Source organism: Nitrospira sp. CR1.1, assembly GCA_014055465.1.
Classification (GTDB): Bacteria; Nitrospirota; Nitrospiria; order Nitrospirales; family Nitrospiraceae; genus Nitrospira_A.
Genome location: WIAF01000008.1, coordinates 117,970 through 136,283, shown reverse-complemented (window position 1 = coordinate 136,283; position 18,314 = coordinate 117,970). Strand labels below are relative to the sequence as shown.

Below are 18,314 nucleotides of genomic sequence, written 5' to 3'. Positions count from 1 at the left end.
CGCAATTCCTACGCGCATGGGCAGCGGCTGATCGGCCTGCGCAACATTGCCCCTTTGTTTGAAAAGGCGTTTTCCCTGTGCTACGATCCGCCGCATGGGTGTATCCACCACGGCAAAGCGCGGTGACGCCCGCTCAGCCCCTTCCCGTTCCTCTCATGTGAAGCGCGAAGTGATCGGGGTTCTCCTGATCGCAGTCGGTCTCCTGATCCTGCTCAGTCTGGTGTCGTTTGTTCCCGGCGACGCCAAATCGATCGCGGCATCCGGAGCTGCCGGCAATCAGCCCAAAAACATGATCGGGTCGGTCGGAGCGCTGTCGGCGGCCGCATGTTTTTTCATGGTCGGTGGGGCCGCCTATCTCTTTCCCATTCTGCTCGGGCTCCTCGGGGCCCGCTGTTTCACACCCATTCCGCTCACCATGCGACTCAGAAATGCCGGCAGCGGACTGGCCGCCATGGTGTTTTTGAGCGCGCTCTTGCATCTGGAAGTGACGGCTGTCCCGACGATTTCCAGCGGATGGGTGAATCGAGGCTTGGCCGGCGGCATCATCGGCCAGGTGTTGGCCGACGGAGCGCGCAGGTATTTCGCTACAACCGGTGCGCATATTGTCGTTCTCGCCGGGCTGATCGTGGCCCTGCTGTTTACGGTGCCCCTGTCGTTGACGGCGTTGCTACAACGGGTTCCTGACTGGTGGGGCACCGTCCGCGAGCGCATGGCCGGACTCATGCCGGAGTGGCGGGTGAAGCAGGAAGAGCCGGCGACTCAACCGAAGCGGTCTCGTGTGAAGGTGGCAAGGCCGGTACGCGAGATGGAAGAGCCGGGGCTCGATCGCGAGGTGCAGGTGGTGGCCGAGGCGGTTGAGCAGATTGCGGTTCCCATGATTCCCCCAAAAATTCAGCCGCCGATGAAAGTGGAAAAGCGCGCTACGCCCGATGACGAACCGGCTGCAGCGGTGGCGACGAGCCCGTCCGTCTCAGATGGCTATGTCTTGCCGGACCCGCAAGAATTACTCAGTGATCCCTCCGGTCCTATCGCCCGTCTCAGCGACGACGAGCTGAAACTGCAATCTGAAATCCTGACCAAGGCTTTGAAAAGTTTTGCGATCGAGGGGCGCGTCACCGAAGTGCGCCCAGGGCCGGTCGTCACCATGTATGAATTCGAACCGGCGCCCGGCACCAAGGTCGCGCGCATCGTGAACCTGGCCGATGACCTGGCACTGGCGCTCAAGGCCATCAGTTTGCGCATCGTGGCTCCGTTGCCGGGAAAATCTGTCGTGGGCATTGAAGTGCCGAACCCACACCGGGAAATGGTGTCCATGAAGGAAGTCGTGACCAGCGACGCCTTCGCCAGGTCGCGGTCCAAACTGAGTCTGGCACTGGGGAAAGATATTTTCGGAGGGGCGGTCTGCGCCGATCTGCAGACGATGCCCCACCTGCTAGTGGCCGGCGCCACCGGAGCCGGAAAAAGCGTGGGATTGAACACGATGTTGTTGAGCATTCTGTTCAGCGCGCGGCCGGATGAAGTGAAGTTGCTCCTTATCGATCCCAAGATGCTGGAGTTTCAAAGTTATGACGGGATTCCGCACCTGCTTCGCCCCGTGATTACAGACCCCAAGTCCGCGGCGCGCGGGCTGGGATGGGTCGTCCAGGAAATGGAACGGCGGTATAAGCTGTTGGCCGAAGCCGGGGTGCGCAGCATCGATGCCTACAATAGACGAATCTCCGAGGTGCAGGGGGCGGTGTCCGATGTCTGGCATTCCGGCAAGGCTGAACAGGTGGAATTGACGTTTCTCTCCGAGGAGGAACGGCTCTCGAAGGGAGAGAACGCGGAACCCGCCGGGGAGAATGGCCCGAGGGATTCTGTCGCACCGACTCCGCCGGAACCGCTGCCCTATATCATGGTGATGATCGACGAATTGGCAGATCTCATGATGGTGGCTCCGAAGGACGTGGAAGATAAGATTGCCCGTCTCGCCCAGATGGCGCGCGCCTCAGGGATTCACCTCGTGCTCGCGACCCAACGGCCGTCGGTCGATGTGTTGACCGGCCTCATCAAGGCCAACTTTCCGGCGCGGATCGCGTTTCAAGTGTCATCCAAAACCGACTCGCGCACGATTCTTGACGCGAACGGTGCGGAGGCGCTGCTCGGCCGTGGAGACATGTTGTACCTCGCGTCGGGGACCGGAAAGTTGATGCGTATTCACGGTTCTTTTGTGTCTGATGACGACGTGCGGCGGGTGGTCGAATTTGTCAAGAAGCAGGCCTTGCCCTCGTATTGCCGCGAACTGCAGTCGCTTAAAATCGAAGAGGCGGAGGAGGAGCAGGCGAAAGACGAAGTGTATGAACAGGCCAAGGACCTGGTCCTCTCGACGGGGCAGGCCTCCGCCTCGTTGATCCAGCGGCGCTTGCGCGTGGGGTATCCTCGGGCGGCCCGCATGATCGAACAGATGGAGGCGGACGGCGTTGTGGGAGCGGCCGGACGGGATGGGCGTCGCGAGGTTCTGGGGCGTCGAGGCCCGGTCGGCGGAGATGAGGCATGATGCGAAGATTCTTGCTCGTTGCGGTGCTCGTGGTGAATGCCGTGCCGGCTGCGGCTCAACTTGTGAAGCCGGATGAGCCGGCGGTTGACCTTCAGGCGGTGCAGGAAGTCCAGGATATCGTCAAAAAAATTCAAGCCCGCTACGAGAAAACCAAGGACCTGCAGGCGTCCTTCTCGCAAAAGACGAGGATTGAAGGATTTTCCACGCCCGTGATTTCGACCGGCCATTTTTACATTAAGAAGCCCGGGCGGTTGCGGTGGGATTATATCGAGCCGGCCACGGAAGAAATCTACGTCAACAAGGACGATGTGAAGATGTACGTGCCGGAGCACAAGCAAGTGCTGGTGGGTAAGCTGACCTATATGGCGGCTTCCCAGGCGCCGCTGCAATTATTGCAGGGAGTGGCCAAGCTGGATGAGGAATTCGATATTGAACCGATGCCCAATAAGGAGCGGGGAGCCGGGGGGATTCTCCTAGTATCGCTGACCCCCAAGCAGGGACGTGCCGAACCGGAGCGGGCGATTCAGAAAATCGTGATCGAGGTGCAGCCGAAGACCTATTTTCTCAAGACCATCGCGCTGCACGAGGTCAGCGGGAACATCGCCACCTTTGAATTCTCAGAGTTGAAGCCGAACAGTGGATTAAAAGACGACCTATTTGATTTCAAGGCGCCGGCCGATGTAGAAATCGTCAGGGCGCCGGTCCTGAGCCGACCCTGAACCTAGGTCGGCGGCGGGACAACGATGAATCAAGACATGGTGAGGGGAGCATGAACCAGGCCTGTGCAAGCAGTGTTACCGAAGCAGTTGAGCGGGCGATTGCGGCCTTGGACCTCGAACGGTTAGAGCGGGACTATTGGGCGCAGAACGAGTTCCTGTACATTCCTCAGTTTTTGCCGAGTGAGTTTGTCGAGGCCGAGCTGACGTCACAGGCGCAGGCGCTCAAATCCGGCTTGAACCGCAATTACATTCCGGGACATAAGAAGGGCGGCAGTGTCAGCTATTATACAGTGCGGGAGCAGGCGCCGCAGTTCATCGACCTGTATCGTTCAGATGCCTTTCGGGCTATGCTCAACCGGTTGACCAAGGTGAATCTCCTCCTGTGTCCCGACAACGATCCGCATTCCTGCGCATTGTATTATTACACGGAAGCCGGCGACCACATCGGGTATCACTACGATACCTCTTACTACAAAGGCGCCCGGTATACGATCCTGCTGGGATTGCTCGATCAATCGCAGCACTGCCGCCTCGTCTGTGATTTATTCAAAGACGTTCCCGGCAAGCAGCCGGTGCATATGGAACTGGCGACGGCTCCCGGCGACCTGGTGATCTTCAACGGCGACAAGCTCTGGCACGCCGTGACGCCGCTCGGCGATCACGAAGAACGGATTGTCCTGACTCTGGAGTATGTGACCAATCCCGACATGGGTGCGTTTAAACGCCTCTATTCCAATCTCAAGGATTCATTCGCCTACTTCGGGTTGCGATCCGTGTTTAAACGCGCCTATTCCTCCAGGTCCCGCGCATAGGGTTCGCCGTACCTGCTTCTTTGACGGTTTGTGGTTCGTCTCCGTCACTGTGACAGGGCGGGGAAGCGCAGTCTGAACGTGGCGCCCTTCCCTTCGGCGCTGTCCAGCGTAATCGTCCCTCCATGCCGAGTCACGATCTTATGCACAATGCTGAGACCCAATCCCGTCCCTTTTCCTGGCGCCTTGGTGGTAAAAAACGGATCAAAAATGCGCGGTCGCACTGCAGCCGGAATGCCCGGGCCGGTGTCGGAAATGGTCACATCGATCCACGCACCATCTTGAGCCGCGCCTAAGGTCAGGCGGCCTTTCCCGTTCATGGCTTGCGTGGCATTATTGATCAAGTTGACGAAGACCTGATCGATTTCGTTCTTGCGCGCGCGGAGAAACGCGGGGGCGTCGAATTGCGTGACGACGTCTACGTCGCCGAAATGGGGGCCACGGCGAGCCATTTTGACAGCTTCCATCAGCCGCCCAGCCACATCGATCTCCGTTTCGCCGTCCCGGCCGCCCGAACGAGCATACCCGGCGAAGTCCCGGACCACGTTGGACACGTGGCGGGCGTAGCCCACGATATCCGCGGCAAATTCCTTGACCATCGCAGGGTCTTGTTCTTCCTGAATCAGTTCGGCCATGCTGAGGATGGCTTGGGCTGGATTGTTGATCTCGTGCGCCATCCCCGACACCATTGTGCCAAGACTGGCGAGCTTCTCCGATTGGATGAGTTGATCCTGGAGATGTGTATCGTCGGTGACGTCCCACAGCACCATGCCGATCTGATCTTGAGAGGGTTCGGGAGTGGCGACCGGGAAGAAGCGATAACGATAGAGCCGTGAGGCGACTTCGCACTCGCGCTCGGGAGTCTGATGCGGTGAGTCGGCATTGAGGGCCGCCCATTCCTTGACCAACTGCTGACTCGCAGCCTCACTGAGCGCGAGGCAGTCGAACAGAGGCCGGCCGACTAAGGACGCTCCCGAAAGGGCGAAGTAGTGATGCGCCAGGCTATTGGCATACTGGATTTGCCAATCACGCCCGCACAAGAAAATCGCGCCTGGCAGGCTGGCCAGCAAATTCTGTGTCATCCGGTTCGTGGCTCGTAAGGCGGTGCCGGCCTGCGCGCGGTCGAGAAATTGACCGATCTTCATGCCGGTGTCCGTCAGGATGTGAATGAGTTGGCGATCAGGCGGACGAGGCTTGTCGGCATATAATTCGAGTACGCCGTGGATGACATTTCCGGTGCGGATGGGAATGATGCAGGTTCCGTGTATCCCGAGCCGCGCCGCGGTCGGGGCGCGGGTGAAGCGGGCATCCGTTAAGGCGTCAGGAATCCAGAGCGGAAGTTTCGTGCTCCAGACGACCCCTGGGAAGTCCATTCCCGGCGGGAATTCGCTGTTGCGGCAAATCGTGACGAATTCATCCCATCGGCAGGATGGGCGGATCCACGCGCCCTTATAGGCTAGCCTGTGGCGCATCAGTTCGGCATGCCACAAGATCGCCATCTCCCACGGTCCCATCTCCCCGATCACGCGGAGCAGTTGTGGCATGGCTTCTTCGAGGGTGCCGGACTGAGCGAGGAGATGGCTGACGGAGAGTTGCGCTTGTTGCAAGCATTCCATCTGCTTCCGGGCGGTGATATCTTGAAAGACCACCACCACGCCTACCGGACGATCCTGTTCGTGGATGGGACTGGTGACGTATTGGACCGGGAACGACTCTCCGCTCTTGGTCGTGAACACATCGTTTTGCACCCGGTGCACAGCTCCATCACGAATCGCGGCGGAAAGACACAAGGGGTCTGAGACCTGCTCGGCGGAGCCGCTGTGGAGTCTGGAAAGCAAAGGGGCTAAAGATTTGCCGATCAGTTCAGCGGGAGTCCACCCCAGCATTCGCGCTGCCGTGGCGTTGACAAAGGTGGCGCGTCCCTCAAGGTCAAGGCCGAAGATCCCTTCCCCGGCGGCATCGAGAATTAATGCGTTCTGGTGACTGAGCCGCACGACGGATTCTTCCGCCTTTTTGCGCCGTGTAATGTTGCGGATGATGCCGCTGAAAAATGTGCCCTCCTTGGCGCGCCAGGAAGCCAGGGAGAGTTCGATGGGGAACTCGTCTCCGGCTTTGGTCAGTCCGACCAGTTCGACGGTTCTCCCGATCAGTTTTGCAACCTCCCCTTTGGACAAACGCATGATGCCGGCGCCGTGCGCCGCACGGAAGCGTTCCGGCATGAGGAGGGCAAGGGATTGTCCCAGCGCCTCCCGCTTGGAATATCCGAACATCCGTTCCGCCGCACCATTCCACCAAATGATATGGCCGCAGTGATCGGCCAAAACAATGGCATCGGTTGCCGACTCTACCAGCGCGAGAAATCGTTCCTCGCTGGCATGCAGGGCTTCCTCGACATGTTCGGCACGGACAGCCAGCCCTTTCACCGAAACGGCTCGACGAATGACGGCCTTGAGTTCCTGCGCGTTGTACGGTTTGGTGAGATACGCAAAGGCGCCTTTGGCGAGTGAGCCGATGGTATTCTCGGATGTCGCGTTTCCGGTCAGGATAATCACAGGAAGTGAAGCGTCCAACTCCATTAACACTTTCAGGACTGAAAGGCCGTTGAGGTCCGGTAGATGAATGTCCAGGATGGCGGCGCCGTACTGTCTCTGTTTTGCCTGGTGCAGCGCTTCATGACCCGACCCGGCACTCTCTACCAGATAGCCTTCATGCCGCAGCATGTCTGTGAGTGATTCCCGGATATCCTGATCGTCATCGACAATGAGTACGGCGGTATGCACGATCTGGCCACTCCGCTTTGTGAATAAACGCGCGTCAATTGATGCGACCGCAATACCCGTGCCGCGAGGGCGAGGCTGATTCAACTGTACGCGCGCGATCAACTCATTGATTCTGTGGCGAAGAGAGAAACCCGCAAGGGTGTATGATTGGTAACAGTCTGGGAAGGGTTGTTCAAAACAATGCGGCTATTATCGGATCGGATACAGGGGTGCGAGGGATATCGCAATCGGATGAAAAGCCGGCCTACCGTTGAGACGGTGGGGTGGTCGGGAGCGGCAAGGTGAAGGAAAATTGGGTTCCCGCCCCCAATTGGCTTTCCACCCACATCTGGCCCCCGTGCAGGGCGACGAGACTTTTGGTAATGAAGAGGCCGAGTTGAGCGCCTTGCGACGCCGGCATGGCCGATTCCACTTTGGAAAATTCGTTGAACACCAGTGCCAACTCGTCAGGGGCAATTCCGCAGCCGGTGTCCGCGACGGTGATTTGGGCGAAGTGTGCATCATGGGCATTGCACCGGACTGAGACGCGTCCGGCATGCCCGGTGAATTTGATCGCGTTGCCAACGAGATTCCAGAGAATTTGCTCAAGTTTGTCGCGATCGGCGTAGACCGTGAGGGGCTGCTCGCAGGGCAGAACGTCCAGCGTAATGGATTTTTCCGCCGCCAGTGTCTGAAAGCTCTCCACCACATCCCGGACGAATGCATCGATGGACAACGGCTCCGGTTTGATGTCGATTCGTCCGACATCCAGGCGCGACCAATCCAGCAATTGATTGATGATCCTGGTCAGTCGATCCACGTTATGCTTGACGCGTTGCAGATAGTGTTCTTGCCGTTCGGAGAGTGGCCCGGTCAGTCCATCCAGCATGTTTTCGACGAACCCTTTAATGGACGTCATCGGTGTGCGTAATTCGTGAGAGGCGACGGACACGAATTTCGAACGCCGCTGATCGTGGTCCTGCAGGCGTTCATTGACGGTTTGCAATTCATGGGTGCGTTCCTGCACGCGTCGTTCGAGGTGTTCCGTCAGGGTGGCCAGTTTGGTATACGCCCGCGCATTGTCCACGGCGACGGCCACATGGCTGGCAATGGTGACCAACAGATCAAGATCCTCCTGCGTGCAAGGCTGTGCTCCGCGATCGGCGCCGAGATAGCCCAGAATGCGCTGCTGACTGCGGAGCGGAGCCGCAACGAAGGACGACAACCCTACCTGGCGAAGCCAGGGCAAGACGGCCGGAGAAATGCGGTCCGCGACGGTGTCGATATTTGGCACCAGGACGGGTTTCCCGTGGAGCAGGATTTCCGCGGCGAAACCGCCGTCCTCATGCACGGGTATGACCAGACGCCGCGCGGCTTCCTCGGCCTCTGGCGGCATGCCGAGCATTTGTCCGACCGTGGCGATGCCGCGCTCGCTATCCCACAAAAATAGGACCATCCTGGCGAAACCCAGATTTTCGCTGAGCAGCTGCAGCACCGTTGAAAGAAGACGATCGAGGTCAAGGGTGGACGTAATAGCCGCGCTGGATTGGTTTAAGGTCGTCAATTGGGTGACGTGACGGCGGATCGTGGCAAGGTTTGCGGAGATGGCCTGATTACGTTCTTGAAGAGACTTCGTCATGACGTTGAAGAGGGCGGTGAGCTGGCCGACTTCGTCTTGTGTGGTCGGCACGACAAACGTGGAGAGATCGCCCTCTCCAACCTTGCGCGCACCTGCGGCGAGATTGCGCAAGGGCGTAATGATGCGGCGAGCCAGAAGATTGGTGGAGAGAATGCCGGCCGTGATGATGCCCAAGGTGAGGAGGAGGAAGGTGCGTAGCGCCTCCGCCAGTTCTCGTTGCATCGGTACCTCGGTCAGGCCGATTTGGACCACCCCAAAGGCAGGCGGCGCCGGTTGAGCGGCGCGGGTCTTGCGCGTCTCCTCCTCTTGAAGGGCAAGCGCTTCCAGTCGAGGCTCCGCGCGTTTGAGCACCGGAAGGGCGAAATCGTAAAAGGTCTCTTCGCGGATGCCGGGAGTCGAAACGCGAAGCGCAGAGTCCGCATCCTCGAACGGGATGGTGTTCTCGGCGGTGAGCCGGAGCCTCGTGACGGTCGGTTCCGGGACTGGATGTTTGATCAGCGAGGCCGCAATGGCGGAGGCCGGGTAAAACGGTTGATCGACCGCCCGCACCGTACCCAGCGGAGTCTTCAATCTGCCCTTGCTCTTTGCGGCGAGAACCTGCCCGTCGGCCCCGGTAATCCGCGCATAGACGACTTCATCCACTCCCAGCACCCCGTCGATGAACTGTTCCAGGATCACCCGGTCTTCGAGAATGATGCCGTAGCGGACATTGTGAGCCAGGTTCTTGACCAGGATGCTGCCCAGATCCTGCACCCGTTCGGTCATGGCGACGCGTTTGCTGTGGATGAAATACCAACTCATGGCCGAACACGTCAGGATGATGATGAGACTGAAGAATACGACGAACTTCGTCCGCAAGCTGACGAATCGTTTCAGCCCGTTCGGCAGGAACGGCGGCGCTGCGAGATGGGTTGGATCTTTCACAAGAGGTCCTTTCATCAATACAGCTCGTCGGCCTTTTGCTCGAGTTCTCGAGGGATCTCGATGCCGAGGAATTTGGCCGTTTTGAGATTCAAGCTGGTTTCGATGCGGTCCGGGTGCCAGGGTTTCATGGGCAGCGCGAGCTGGCCGTCAAGAAGCTTGCGGGTAAGTTGTCCGGCCTGCCGGCCAATGTCGGCATAGTTGACGGACAGGCACAATAAGGCCCCGCTTCGTGCGAATTCCCGGGAAAACCCGATCACCGGCACCCGTCCTTCCAGTGCCGTATTTAAGATAAAGCGCAGCGACTCATCAGTCAGCACCGTGGAATCAGGAACGAGCCACAAGGCATCGACCGACGGCAGCAACGCGCGCAAGCTCCCGGGCACATCCCGTTCACTGGTGATTTGCATCGGAACGAGTTCGGTTCCGCTGGGTTTCAGCAAACGCCGGGCTTCCTCAATGAGTGTCGACGTCTTAGCCGGGTCATAGAGCGTGCCGATGTGTTTGAGTTGAGGCAGCAGGTTCCGGATCATGGACAGTTGCCGTTCGGCCGGCACTTCCAGGAGGACGCCGGTCATGTTCTGGGCGTTCAGGCCATATTTCCCCGGATCCAACACCATGGAGTAAACGACGGGGATATCGACGATCTCGAGTTGCGCGGCCTTCGCGGCCTTCAACCCCACGGCGAATACAAGCGCAGGATCGGATGCGCGGATCTTTCGAGCCAGTTTCCTGCCCTTCTCCAGATCTCCCTGTAAGTCGTATTCAGACAGATTGATGCCGGGTGGAATGGCGGCTTTGAAGCCATTGATAGCCTGATTGTAGGCGGCGATATCGGAGGATTTGAGAATGATGACGTCGGCCGCCAAGACCGGGCTCGTGAGCGGCAGCGCCCACAGAAACAGGGCGAGACTCCAGCACAGACTGTTCCATCGGCGTGCAGCAGACGCGGTGTCGAAGGTCACGTGTAGGAATGCGAACGTCACAATCTGCGTCCTCGTCGAATCAGCCGGCCCGATGTGAGGTCGCCGAATGCCGCCAGTTCATTCGTCCGTGCGTCCCGTCGTATCGTGAACGATGCCGAGCACGCGCGTGGCGACTCCGTCGGCATTCCGATAGATCCGTCCGCTCCATGCCAGCCAATGTATCGAGCCATCTGGCCATACGACACGATGCCGCAGATGGACGGATGTCTGATCGCGAAGACTGAGTTCGAGGCGGGTGAGGGTAGATCCGCGATCAAGCAGGTAGATCAATCCGATATAGGCGGTATAGGTGCCGGGAAAAGATCCCGGGGCCAAGCCGAACAGCATCTCGACGTCTTCGGACCAATAGAGACGGTCCGAGGCCACATCCCAGTCCCAGATGCCGAACTCCGACGAGGTGAGGGCCATACGCAATCGTTCTTCGCTGAGGCGCAATCGGGCTTCAGTTCGTTTGCGGTCGGTAATATCTTGCAAGGCGCCGGCCATCCTGACGGCGCGTCCCTTCGCATCCCGCTGGACCACTTCCGCGCGCGCGTGAAACCATTGGTAGTCATGGTGCTTGTTCAAGAGCCGGTACTCGACATCGTAGTGGGAAATGCCTTGTTCCATGCAGGCAGTCAGCCGCGCGAAAACTTCCGCTCGATCGTCGGGGTGCAATCGGGACGCCCAACTGTCCAGAATGTCAGGGAACTCTTCCTCATTGTATCCCAGCATTTCGCGCACGCGAGGAGACCACCAGACAGGGGTGATCGGGGCATACCAGGGATGTCCCGGCAGCACGTGGCCGTCCCAGAATCCGTCGTGAGAGCCGCGAATGACGTGTTCCAGCCGTTCCTCGCTGGAGCGCAGGGATTCCTGGACCTGTTTGTAGGCGGTGATATCGCGCGAGATGGCTAGGAGACGCCGGGAATATCCTTGCGTGTCGAGCATGGGCGTGACTTGCACATCCCACCACTTTGCTTGTCCGCCCGTGGTCGGGCAGAGTCCGACGAATTTTCCGATGTCCCCGGCCTTGGCCGCTTCCAAGGCGGCTAACGCCGCATCGCGATCGTCACCTTCCCAAAATTCCGACCAGGGTTTGTTGGTGTACTTGGTGAGATCGCTGATCTCCAGGAGCCGCTGACCGGCATCATTCATGTATTGCAGCCGTCCTTCGAGATCGAGGACTTTGATACAGTCTGCGCTGCTACGCAGGATCTGGTTTTTGAACTCTTCACTGTCATGAAGGGCAATTTCAGCCTCTTTCATGGCGGTGATGTCTTCGCAGACGATCAAGACCACCGGAGCCTGGTCATCGCCTCGCACGGCCTGAGCGGTTTCTCTCACCCAGATCACATCGCCATCTTTCCTGACTTTGCGAAGTTCCCACCGCTTGGGTTGTCCCACATCGGAAAGGCAGTCGGAGAGATTCCGGCGAACGGCTTCTTGATCGTCCGAATGGAACACGTTCACGACAGAGCTTCCGATCAGATCATGCACGTCGTAGCCCAACTGTTCGGCTCCAAAGCGATTGACGGAGAGCACGGTCCCTGCCGCATCCACCATGAAATACATGGAGGGATTGTCGTCGAACAGCGCTCGATATCGGCGCTCGCTGGCGATCAATTCCGCTTCAATCCTCTTCTGCTCGGTAATATCCTCGGCAAATCCCACGATCCGATAGACCCTGTCCGAGGCGTCACGGATCGGATACGCACGGTCCCAGATCCATCGCAGGGATCCGTCAGGACGCAGAATGCGGTAGGTTTCATCGTAGATGCCCAGGGTCTGGCGGCTCATGGCGGCCTGTTCTATTCGAGGCCGATCGTCAGGATGGATGGCTTCCAGCCAGGACGCGGGCTGGGCGTAGAGACTGTCGCAGGAACGACCCCAAATTGCTTCATACCCGGGGCTGATATAGACCACGCGCGTTTTTTCCGGATTGGTGATCCAGAACACCTCCCGGATATGTTCCGCCAGTTGCCGGAACCGCTCCTGGCTTTCCTCGACCGCGCGCTCGGCTTCTTTGCGTTCGGAGATATCGCGAAACACCACCACCGCGCCTGCCGTGTGACCTTTTTCAATGATCGGCGTACTGACATACTCCACCGGCACTGGGCGACCGTCCTTTCGCCAGAAGACATCGCTTGCCACGCGATGAACCAGGCCGTCCTGCAGTGACGCGTAAATCGGGCACTGGTCGGCCGGATAGGGGCTGCCGTCGGATCGAGAATGATGGAGCAGGCCGTGCATCGGCTGGTCGATCAGCTCGAACGGTTCGTAGCCGAGAAATTCCGCTGCGGTCGGGTTGACAAAGGTCGTCATTCCGTCTCGGTTCAGGCCATAAATGCCTTCGCCGGCCTGCGTGAGGATGACCTCGTGGAGATGGCGGAGGCGGTCGAGAATTTCCTCTGCCCGGCGTCGTTGGGTAATGTCGCGGATGATGCCGCTGTAATACACGGCATCGTCGCTCTTCCACATGGCCAGTGAGAGTTCCAGTGGGAATTCACTTCCGTCCTTCCGCAACCCTTCCAGCTCGACGAGGTGGCCGATGAGGCGGGATTCTCCTGTGTCCCTGACGCGCGCGAGCCCGCGCTCGTGGGCGGCGCGGTGGCGGGGCGGCATCAATATGCTAAGGGACTTTCCGCGGACTTCGTCATCCGTATACCCGAAGAGTTGCGCGGCGGCGCGGTTCCAGGACAGGATATGCCCGTTGTGATCGGCCAGGACGATTGAGTCGGTCGCCGCTTCGACCAGCGATCGAAATCGCGCTTCGCTCTCATGCAGGGCATGCTCGGCATGTTCAGCTTTGACGGCCAGGGCTTGAACTCCGACTGCCCGTTGCAGGACGGCGCGCAATTCATCCCGGTTATAGGGTTTTGTCAGATAGGCAAAGGCGCCCTGGGTCAGCGATCCGACCGTGCGGTCGGTGCTGGTGTAAGCCGTGAGGATAATGACAGGCAGTTGGGGTTGTTGTTGTTGTAGTGTGAGCAGGACGGAGGAGCCGTCTCCGTCCGGGAGCCCCAAGTCGAGCAGCACGGCATTGTAGTGATGGGCCTGGGCTTGCGCGAGCGCTTCCGCGCAGGTCATCGCGACGTTTACCTGATATCCGTCGTGATCGAGGAAATCCTGCAGCCCGAGCGCAATATCAGGATCGTCGTCCACGACCAGGATGGAATGAGTCAGTGTTGCCGGTGCCATCGCATCCTCCCGAGTGTTGTCGGGCACAGGTTAAAACCGAAGAGTCAGCCAGCCCATCACCCGCCGGCCGATAAGGTCGCCAAGCGGGTGCTCCTTGTGTTCGTCATTAAGCGCATTGAAGACCGAGACAGCCACCTCCGCATCGCGCATGTACCCGGCGGCGGCCTTCTGCTGCCAGAACCGATAACCGGCTCGAAGGTTGAGCAGGTTGTATGCACCGACGTTCGGATTCGGGAGGGTGACGAGACCGGCTTGAGAGAACGTGGTAAATGACTGCCCGGGCGGATATGTGGCCGATCCATAGTAATGGAAGATGGTTTCGGCGTTGACGCCGTTGTCCCACTCGCCGCGCAATCCGACGCTGAACTTGTTGTGCGGCCCTGCGCGTTGCACACGGCCGGTGAACGTCTGGTGGATATCCTGGTATGAGTAGTTGGCAAAACCGGTGAGCCATTTAGTAGCCAGCACTTCGAACCCAAGCTCGCCGCCATAGATATCCGCCGAGCCGGTGTCGTTGCTGAAGACCGCCAGTGTCGAGGATTGGTTGCGAATGCTGATCAGGTCTGAGAGGTGATTGTAGAACACGTCGGCACGGATCCGGAGTCGATGGCGCCAATACCAGCCTTGGTAGCCCAGGTCGTAAGAAGCAATTTGTTCAGGTGAGAGATTTCGCCCTCCCGCGATAGTAGTGGCGATTGGCAGCAGAGGCGGATTCGTGTTTACGAATGCATTCGATTGGTTTTCAAGCATGGTCGGTGGCCGATATGCCACAGAACCGGACAGTCGGAACGTATGATTGTTGGATGGAGCATAGAATAGAGATACGCGGGGGCTGATGCTCGGGTTGATAAACGTGTCCAAGTCATACCGAACCCCGACGACAACTGTAAATGGCGCGGCAATTTTCCATTCATCCTGGATGAAGAAACCGAGCCGGTTTTCTGTGGTGTATTGAGTGATGGCATTGCTCGAAAGCGTGTTGAGGCGGTAGTTCACGCCGTAGGTCAGGCGATTGCTCGAAAAGATTTCAGGCGAATGTTGAACATCGACATTGTAGGTGTTAGCCGTAAAAATCGAGGTTGGTGTCCCGTTTCCCGAACTGTAAGTCAGGAAAGGTGCGAGAGAAGGCTGGAATAGGTAGACCCCAGTGCTTGTGTTTTGATTCCAAAATGCTCTGATGAAGAAATCCGGGCGTTCATATTCAATCTTGGCATAACCTTGAGCAGGTTTGTCTAAAATCGTCACGTCCTGGCTGACGACGGGGTTTTGGGCGTTAGAGTCGACAAGGCCGCCGGAAATTCTAATCTTGGAGTCCGATGAGAGGACATATTCGGTCAAGACATTGACTAGATTGTCGCGAAAGGCTAGGGCGTTGCTGTTGCTCCATGAGGCGTTTTGATTGTGGCCGATGGACAGGCGATAGCCGAACTTGTCTATTGTTCCGGCTTGGATCGCGGAAGCCGTAATGGTCCCGTAGCTTCCCCCGCCAAATTGTAACGTCGTGCCTTTCATTTCCTCAGGCGATTTGGTGATGATATTGATCACACCGTCGAAGGCGTTGAAGCCCCAGACGGCAGAAGCCGGTCCCTTCAAGATTTCGATCCGTTTGATTTCTGGCAAGGTGACCGGTAGGAGTTTCCAGTTGATGGTCCCTTGTAGATCGTTATAAATGGATCGTCCGTCCACCATCACCAACAGTTTGTTGGCGCTGGTTTGGTTGTCGCCTCGCACGCTGACGTTGAAGTCGGCCGCGCTTGCCTGCATTACTTCCATGCCGGGGATGCGCCGGAGCAAAGTGGGGATATCGGTCGTGCCGGACATGCGGATGTCTTCGTCCGTGATCACATACACGTTCGAAGGCGCCTGTGAAATGGGTTGTTCGTACCGTGACGCGATGCTCACGGTTTCTTCTTCTTTAAGCAGCTCCAGATCGTTATTGGCAGAAAAGGCCAGGGAATCCTCAAGCCGCATGGGCGGGGCTTCGGCGGCGGCGCCATGGCTCACACTCGCCGTCAGGAATGCCGCGACCATCGTCTGCCACACTCCGTTGAATTTAAAATGCATGACGCACGACTCAATATCGCACTGTGACCCACCCCATGACCCGGCTTCCCAGCGTGTCCCCCAACGGATGCTCCTTGTGCCGGTCGTTCAGGGCGTTATAAACGGCAATGGCGACCTCAGCCTTGTCATGCCAAAATCGGTAACCGCCTCGCAGGTTGAGCAGGGTGTAACTGTCCACCGTCGGGCTGGTGGCGGTCGGCAGTACCGGAGCGAGCGCGGTAAACAGTTCAATCAACGGGTAGGTCGCGCCTGCGACGTAGTGCACCGCGATTTCTCCATTGAGGCCGCTGTCCCAGTCGCCGCGAAGGCCGACGTTGGCTTTCCAGTCGGGTCCGCCTCGACGCGAGACGCCGGTAAAGGTCTGGCCGATTTTTTGGTAGGACACGTTGGCAAATCCGCTCAACCATCTGGTCGCCAGAAATTCAAACCCTGCTTCAGTTCCGTAAATGTCGGCCTCCCCGCCATTCACCAGTGTGCGCGTGGCGCCGATGGTTTGAAAATTGATCAGGTCTGAGAGGTGGTTGAAGAACAGATCAAGCCTGGTCCGAAGCCGGTGTTTCAACCACCAGCCCTGGTACCCGGCTTCATAGGAAATAATCTGTTCCGGATTGAGCTTCTGCGAACCGAAGAGCGGAATGGGTGCGAACAGGGGTGGGGCGGTTGGCAAGATGCGCAGGTCAAGATTCGATTCGAACAACGTCGGCGGCCGATAGGCGACTGATCCGCTGATGCGAAACGTATGTTCCGGAGTCAGATTGTAGATGAGGGCGACCCGCGGACTCCATGTGCCGTTGATTCGGGTATGCAGGTCGTAGCGGATACCCGCGACCAGGGTGAGCGAGGACAGGACCTTCCACTCATCCTGCAGATGGAATCCGAGTCGATCTTCCCGGCCCAATTCCGAGACAGCCGCGCCGTCGACGGAATTGTAACGGTAGTTGACGCCGTAACTCAGCCGGTTTGTCGGACTGAAGTCGAGACTGTGTTGGGCCTCGATGTTATAGGTGTTCGTGGTGAAAGACACATTGGACCCGCCCGTCGCGTTCGTCTGCCGGACGAATCGATTGAGGAGCGGGTGCGTGGCGGAGTCGACGGGGATGTCGTTGCCCTGCCACCAGCCGCGCACGGAGAAATTGCGGTATTGGTAATGGACATCAGAATAACCCTGATTAAATTGCGAGTGGGGGATCTGGACATTTGAGACGGGGCCGTCAAACCTGTTTGTATCGATGAATCCGCCCGCGACGCGCAAGGTGGCGTCTCCCGAGAAGTTGTATTGTGTTTGCACGTTGAATTTGTTCGATCGGAACGCCAGCGCGTCATTGTTCCGCCATTGCTGGTTCTGGTCATGCCCGATGGACAAACGATAGTCGAGTTTGCCTGCCGACCCCGCCTGGATGGCTGCGCTGGAAATGGTCCCGAGCTCCCCGCCGCCGAACTGCAGCGTCGTACCCTTCATCTCCTGTGCGGACTTGGTAATGATGTTGATGACCCCGTCGAAGGCATTGAATCCGTAGACCACGGAGGCAGGTCCCTTGAGTACCTCAATGCGTTTGATTTCCGGCAGCGTCACCGGCAGTGATTTCCAGAAGACGAGGCCCTGGCCGTCGATGTACATCGATCGACCATCCACCATGACAAGGATTTTATTCGCGAAGAGCTGGTTGTCGCCTCGCGCGCTCACATTAAAATCGGCTCCGGTGACCTGCATCACATCCAGCCCGGGCACGCGGCGAAGGACGGAAGGGAGATCGGTCGCACCGGAGTGTCGGATGTCCTCATCCGTAATGACATAAACGTTTGAGGGGGATTGCGAGATCGGCTGTTCGTGACGGGTGGCGATGCTGACCGTTTCTTCTTCTTTGAGCAGTTCAAGCTCTTCGCTTGCCGGGGCCTCTTCCGGAGCAGCATGGGAGGGAAAAGGATTGTGAGCCTCGATGGCGATGGCCCAACAGAGGCTCATGAGACTTCTGCCCAGTATGAGCGCATAGCGATGCCGGCGGGAGCTGGCGGGTCGTGCAGCCAAAAGATGCTCAGCTTGGGTGGCTGAAGATGAACATTGAATGATGGGTTCGGCTCGTGTGGTCCGAGTGCGCATGGCATACCTTGAGCCTTCTAGCGGCGGCATCGGACGTGGTCTGACAGAGAAATGGAGCGAGATCTGCCGTGCTCAAGACCCTCTCACGCAAAAGGCATGCTTGCTCTACGCTGGTGGGGATAGAAATGGCGGGGTAAGATTCCGGAAAAGATCCGCGCGATTTAGGTGAGCGTTGCGAGAAAGAGGGGTGCGTTGGCAAGTTCGAGTGTGCTGTGCGTATCTAACGGGATACAGGCTGTATGGTTTCAGATACAGACGGCTGATCCGTCTTACCGGAGCGTGGCCGGCCTGGTTTCAAGTCTTGCAGCCGCGGTGAGAAGGGGCGGCCGTTTTGCGATTCCAGATGGTGGAGCAGATCTTCAATCGCCGACGAAATGAGGCCGGCCATGGTGGTCCCGGAGGTCCAGTACGCGGCATCGCGCATGCGTTCTAAAAGATCTGCCGGCAGGCTGACGGTCATGCGTTGCCGCTTTTGCGGTCTCAAGTAGATGAATCGGTTCATTGTGCAACTCCTTTGCGCGAGAGGCGTATGGAGGGGTACGCCTCTCGATCCGTTCTTGCGTCGTCTCGACGAGGCGACGCGTTTTCGAAGGAGAATCAGCC

General features: G+C 58.4%; 9 protein-coding genes and 1 pseudogene. 3 read left to right on the top strand and 7 right to left on the bottom strand.

The window, feature by feature from the left end; all coding sequences use genetic code 11:
- Positions 1–94 precede the first annotated feature (94 nt).
- The 3 genes from GDA65_14630 to GDA65_14620 are packed head-to-tail and all read left to right on the top strand — an operon-like array spanning position 95 to position 4,067.
- Entirely contained in the window at positions 95–2,536 is a 2,442-nt protein-coding gene (locus tag GDA65_14630; GenBank protein ID MBA5863927.1) for a DNA translocase FtsK, read from the top strand.
- The gene (locus GDA65_14625) at positions 2,533–3,255 is read left to right on the top strand and encodes a hypothetical protein (GenBank protein MBA5863926.1); all 723 of its coding nucleotides are present in this window, start codon (positions 2,533–2,535) and stop codon (positions 3,253–3,255) included. Before GDA65_14630 ends, GDA65_14625 begins: the two co-directional genes overlap by 4 nt.
- A gap of 50 nt (positions 3,256–3,305) precedes the next feature.
- Entirely contained in the window at positions 3,306–4,067 is a 762-nt protein-coding gene (locus tag GDA65_14620; GenBank protein ID MBA5863925.1) for a 2OG-Fe(II) oxygenase, read from the top strand.
- A 44-nt stretch (positions 4,068–4,111) separates the two neighbouring features.
- Here the strand turns inward: GDA65_14620 and GDA65_14615 are convergent, their stop codons facing one another.
- The 7 genes and pseudogenes from GDA65_14615 to GDA65_14585 all read right to left on the bottom strand — a co-directional run bounded on the left by GDA65_14615 (position 4,112) and on the right by GDA65_14585 (position 18,213).
- Entirely contained in the window at positions 4,112–6,844 is a 2,733-nt protein-coding gene (locus GDA65_14615) for a PAS domain S-box protein (protein MBA5863924.1), read from the bottom strand.
- A 244-nt stretch (positions 6,845–7,088) separates the two neighbouring features.
- Positions 7,089–9,401 carry a GAF domain-containing protein gene (locus GDA65_14610; protein MBA5863923.1) on the bottom strand — a complete coding sequence of 771 codons (2,313 nt, stop codon included), beginning with the start codon at positions 9,399–9,401 and terminating at the stop codon, positions 7,089–7,091.
- On the bottom strand, positions 9,401–10,417 hold the full coding sequence (locus GDA65_14605) for a hypothetical protein (GenBank protein MBA5863922.1): 1,017 nt from the start codon (positions 10,415–10,417) through the stop codon (positions 9,401–9,403). The genes GDA65_14610 and GDA65_14605 overlap by 1 nt, the downstream gene beginning before the upstream one ends.
- 9 nt (positions 10,418–10,426) lie before the next feature.
- A complete protein-coding gene (locus tag GDA65_14600; protein MBA5863921.1) occupies positions 10,427–13,549 on the bottom strand; it encodes a PAS domain S-box protein in 3,123 nt (1,040 codons plus the stop codon).
- 30 nt (positions 13,550–13,579) lie between these two features.
- Positions 13,580–15,580, bottom strand: a complete 2,001-nt coding sequence (locus tag GDA65_14595) for a TonB-dependent receptor plug domain-containing protein (protein ID MBA5863920.1) — start codon at positions 15,578–15,580, stop codon at positions 13,580–13,582.
- Positions 15,581–15,623: 43 nt separating this feature from the next.
- Positions 15,624–17,507: pseudogene (locus GDA65_14590) on the bottom strand (TonB-dependent receptor plug domain-containing protein).
- A gap of 424 nt (positions 17,508–17,931) precedes the next feature.
- Complete coding sequence (locus GDA65_14585; protein ID MBA5863919.1) at positions 17,932–18,213, bottom strand: hypothetical protein; 282 nt, start codon at positions 18,211–18,213, stop codon at positions 17,932–17,934.
- Positions 18,214–18,314 lie beyond the last annotated feature (101 nt).

What these genes read in the sequence shown, in the direction of transcription:
- GDA65_14630 (MBA5863927.1), top strand. Translation starts at nt 95, where the DNA reads ATGGGTGTATCCACCACGGCAAAGCGCGGTGACGCCCGCTCAGCCCCT.
- GDA65_14600 (MBA5863921.1), bottom strand. Translation starts at nt 13,549, where the DNA reads ATGGCACCGGCAACACTGACTCATTCCATCCTGGTCGTGGACGACGAT.
- GDA65_14620 (MBA5863925.1), top strand. Translation starts at nt 3,306, where the DNA reads ATGAACCAGGCCTGTGCAAGCAGTGTTACCGAAGCAGTTGAGCGGGCG.
- GDA65_14595 (MBA5863920.1), bottom strand. Translation starts at nt 15,580, where the DNA reads ATGGTCGCGGCATTCCTGACGGCGAGTGTGAGCCATGGCGCCGCCGCC.
- GDA65_14610 (MBA5863923.1), bottom strand. Translation starts at nt 9,401, where the DNA reads ATGAAAGGACCTCTTGTGAAAGATCCAACCCATCTCGCAGCGCCGCCG.
- GDA65_14625 (MBA5863926.1), top strand. Translation starts at nt 2,533, where the DNA reads ATGATGCGAAGATTCTTGCTCGTTGCGGTGCTCGTGGTGAATGCCGTG.
- GDA65_14585 (MBA5863919.1), bottom strand. Translation starts at nt 18,213, where the DNA reads ATGAACCGATTCATCTACTTGAGACCGCAAAAGCGGCAACGCATGACC.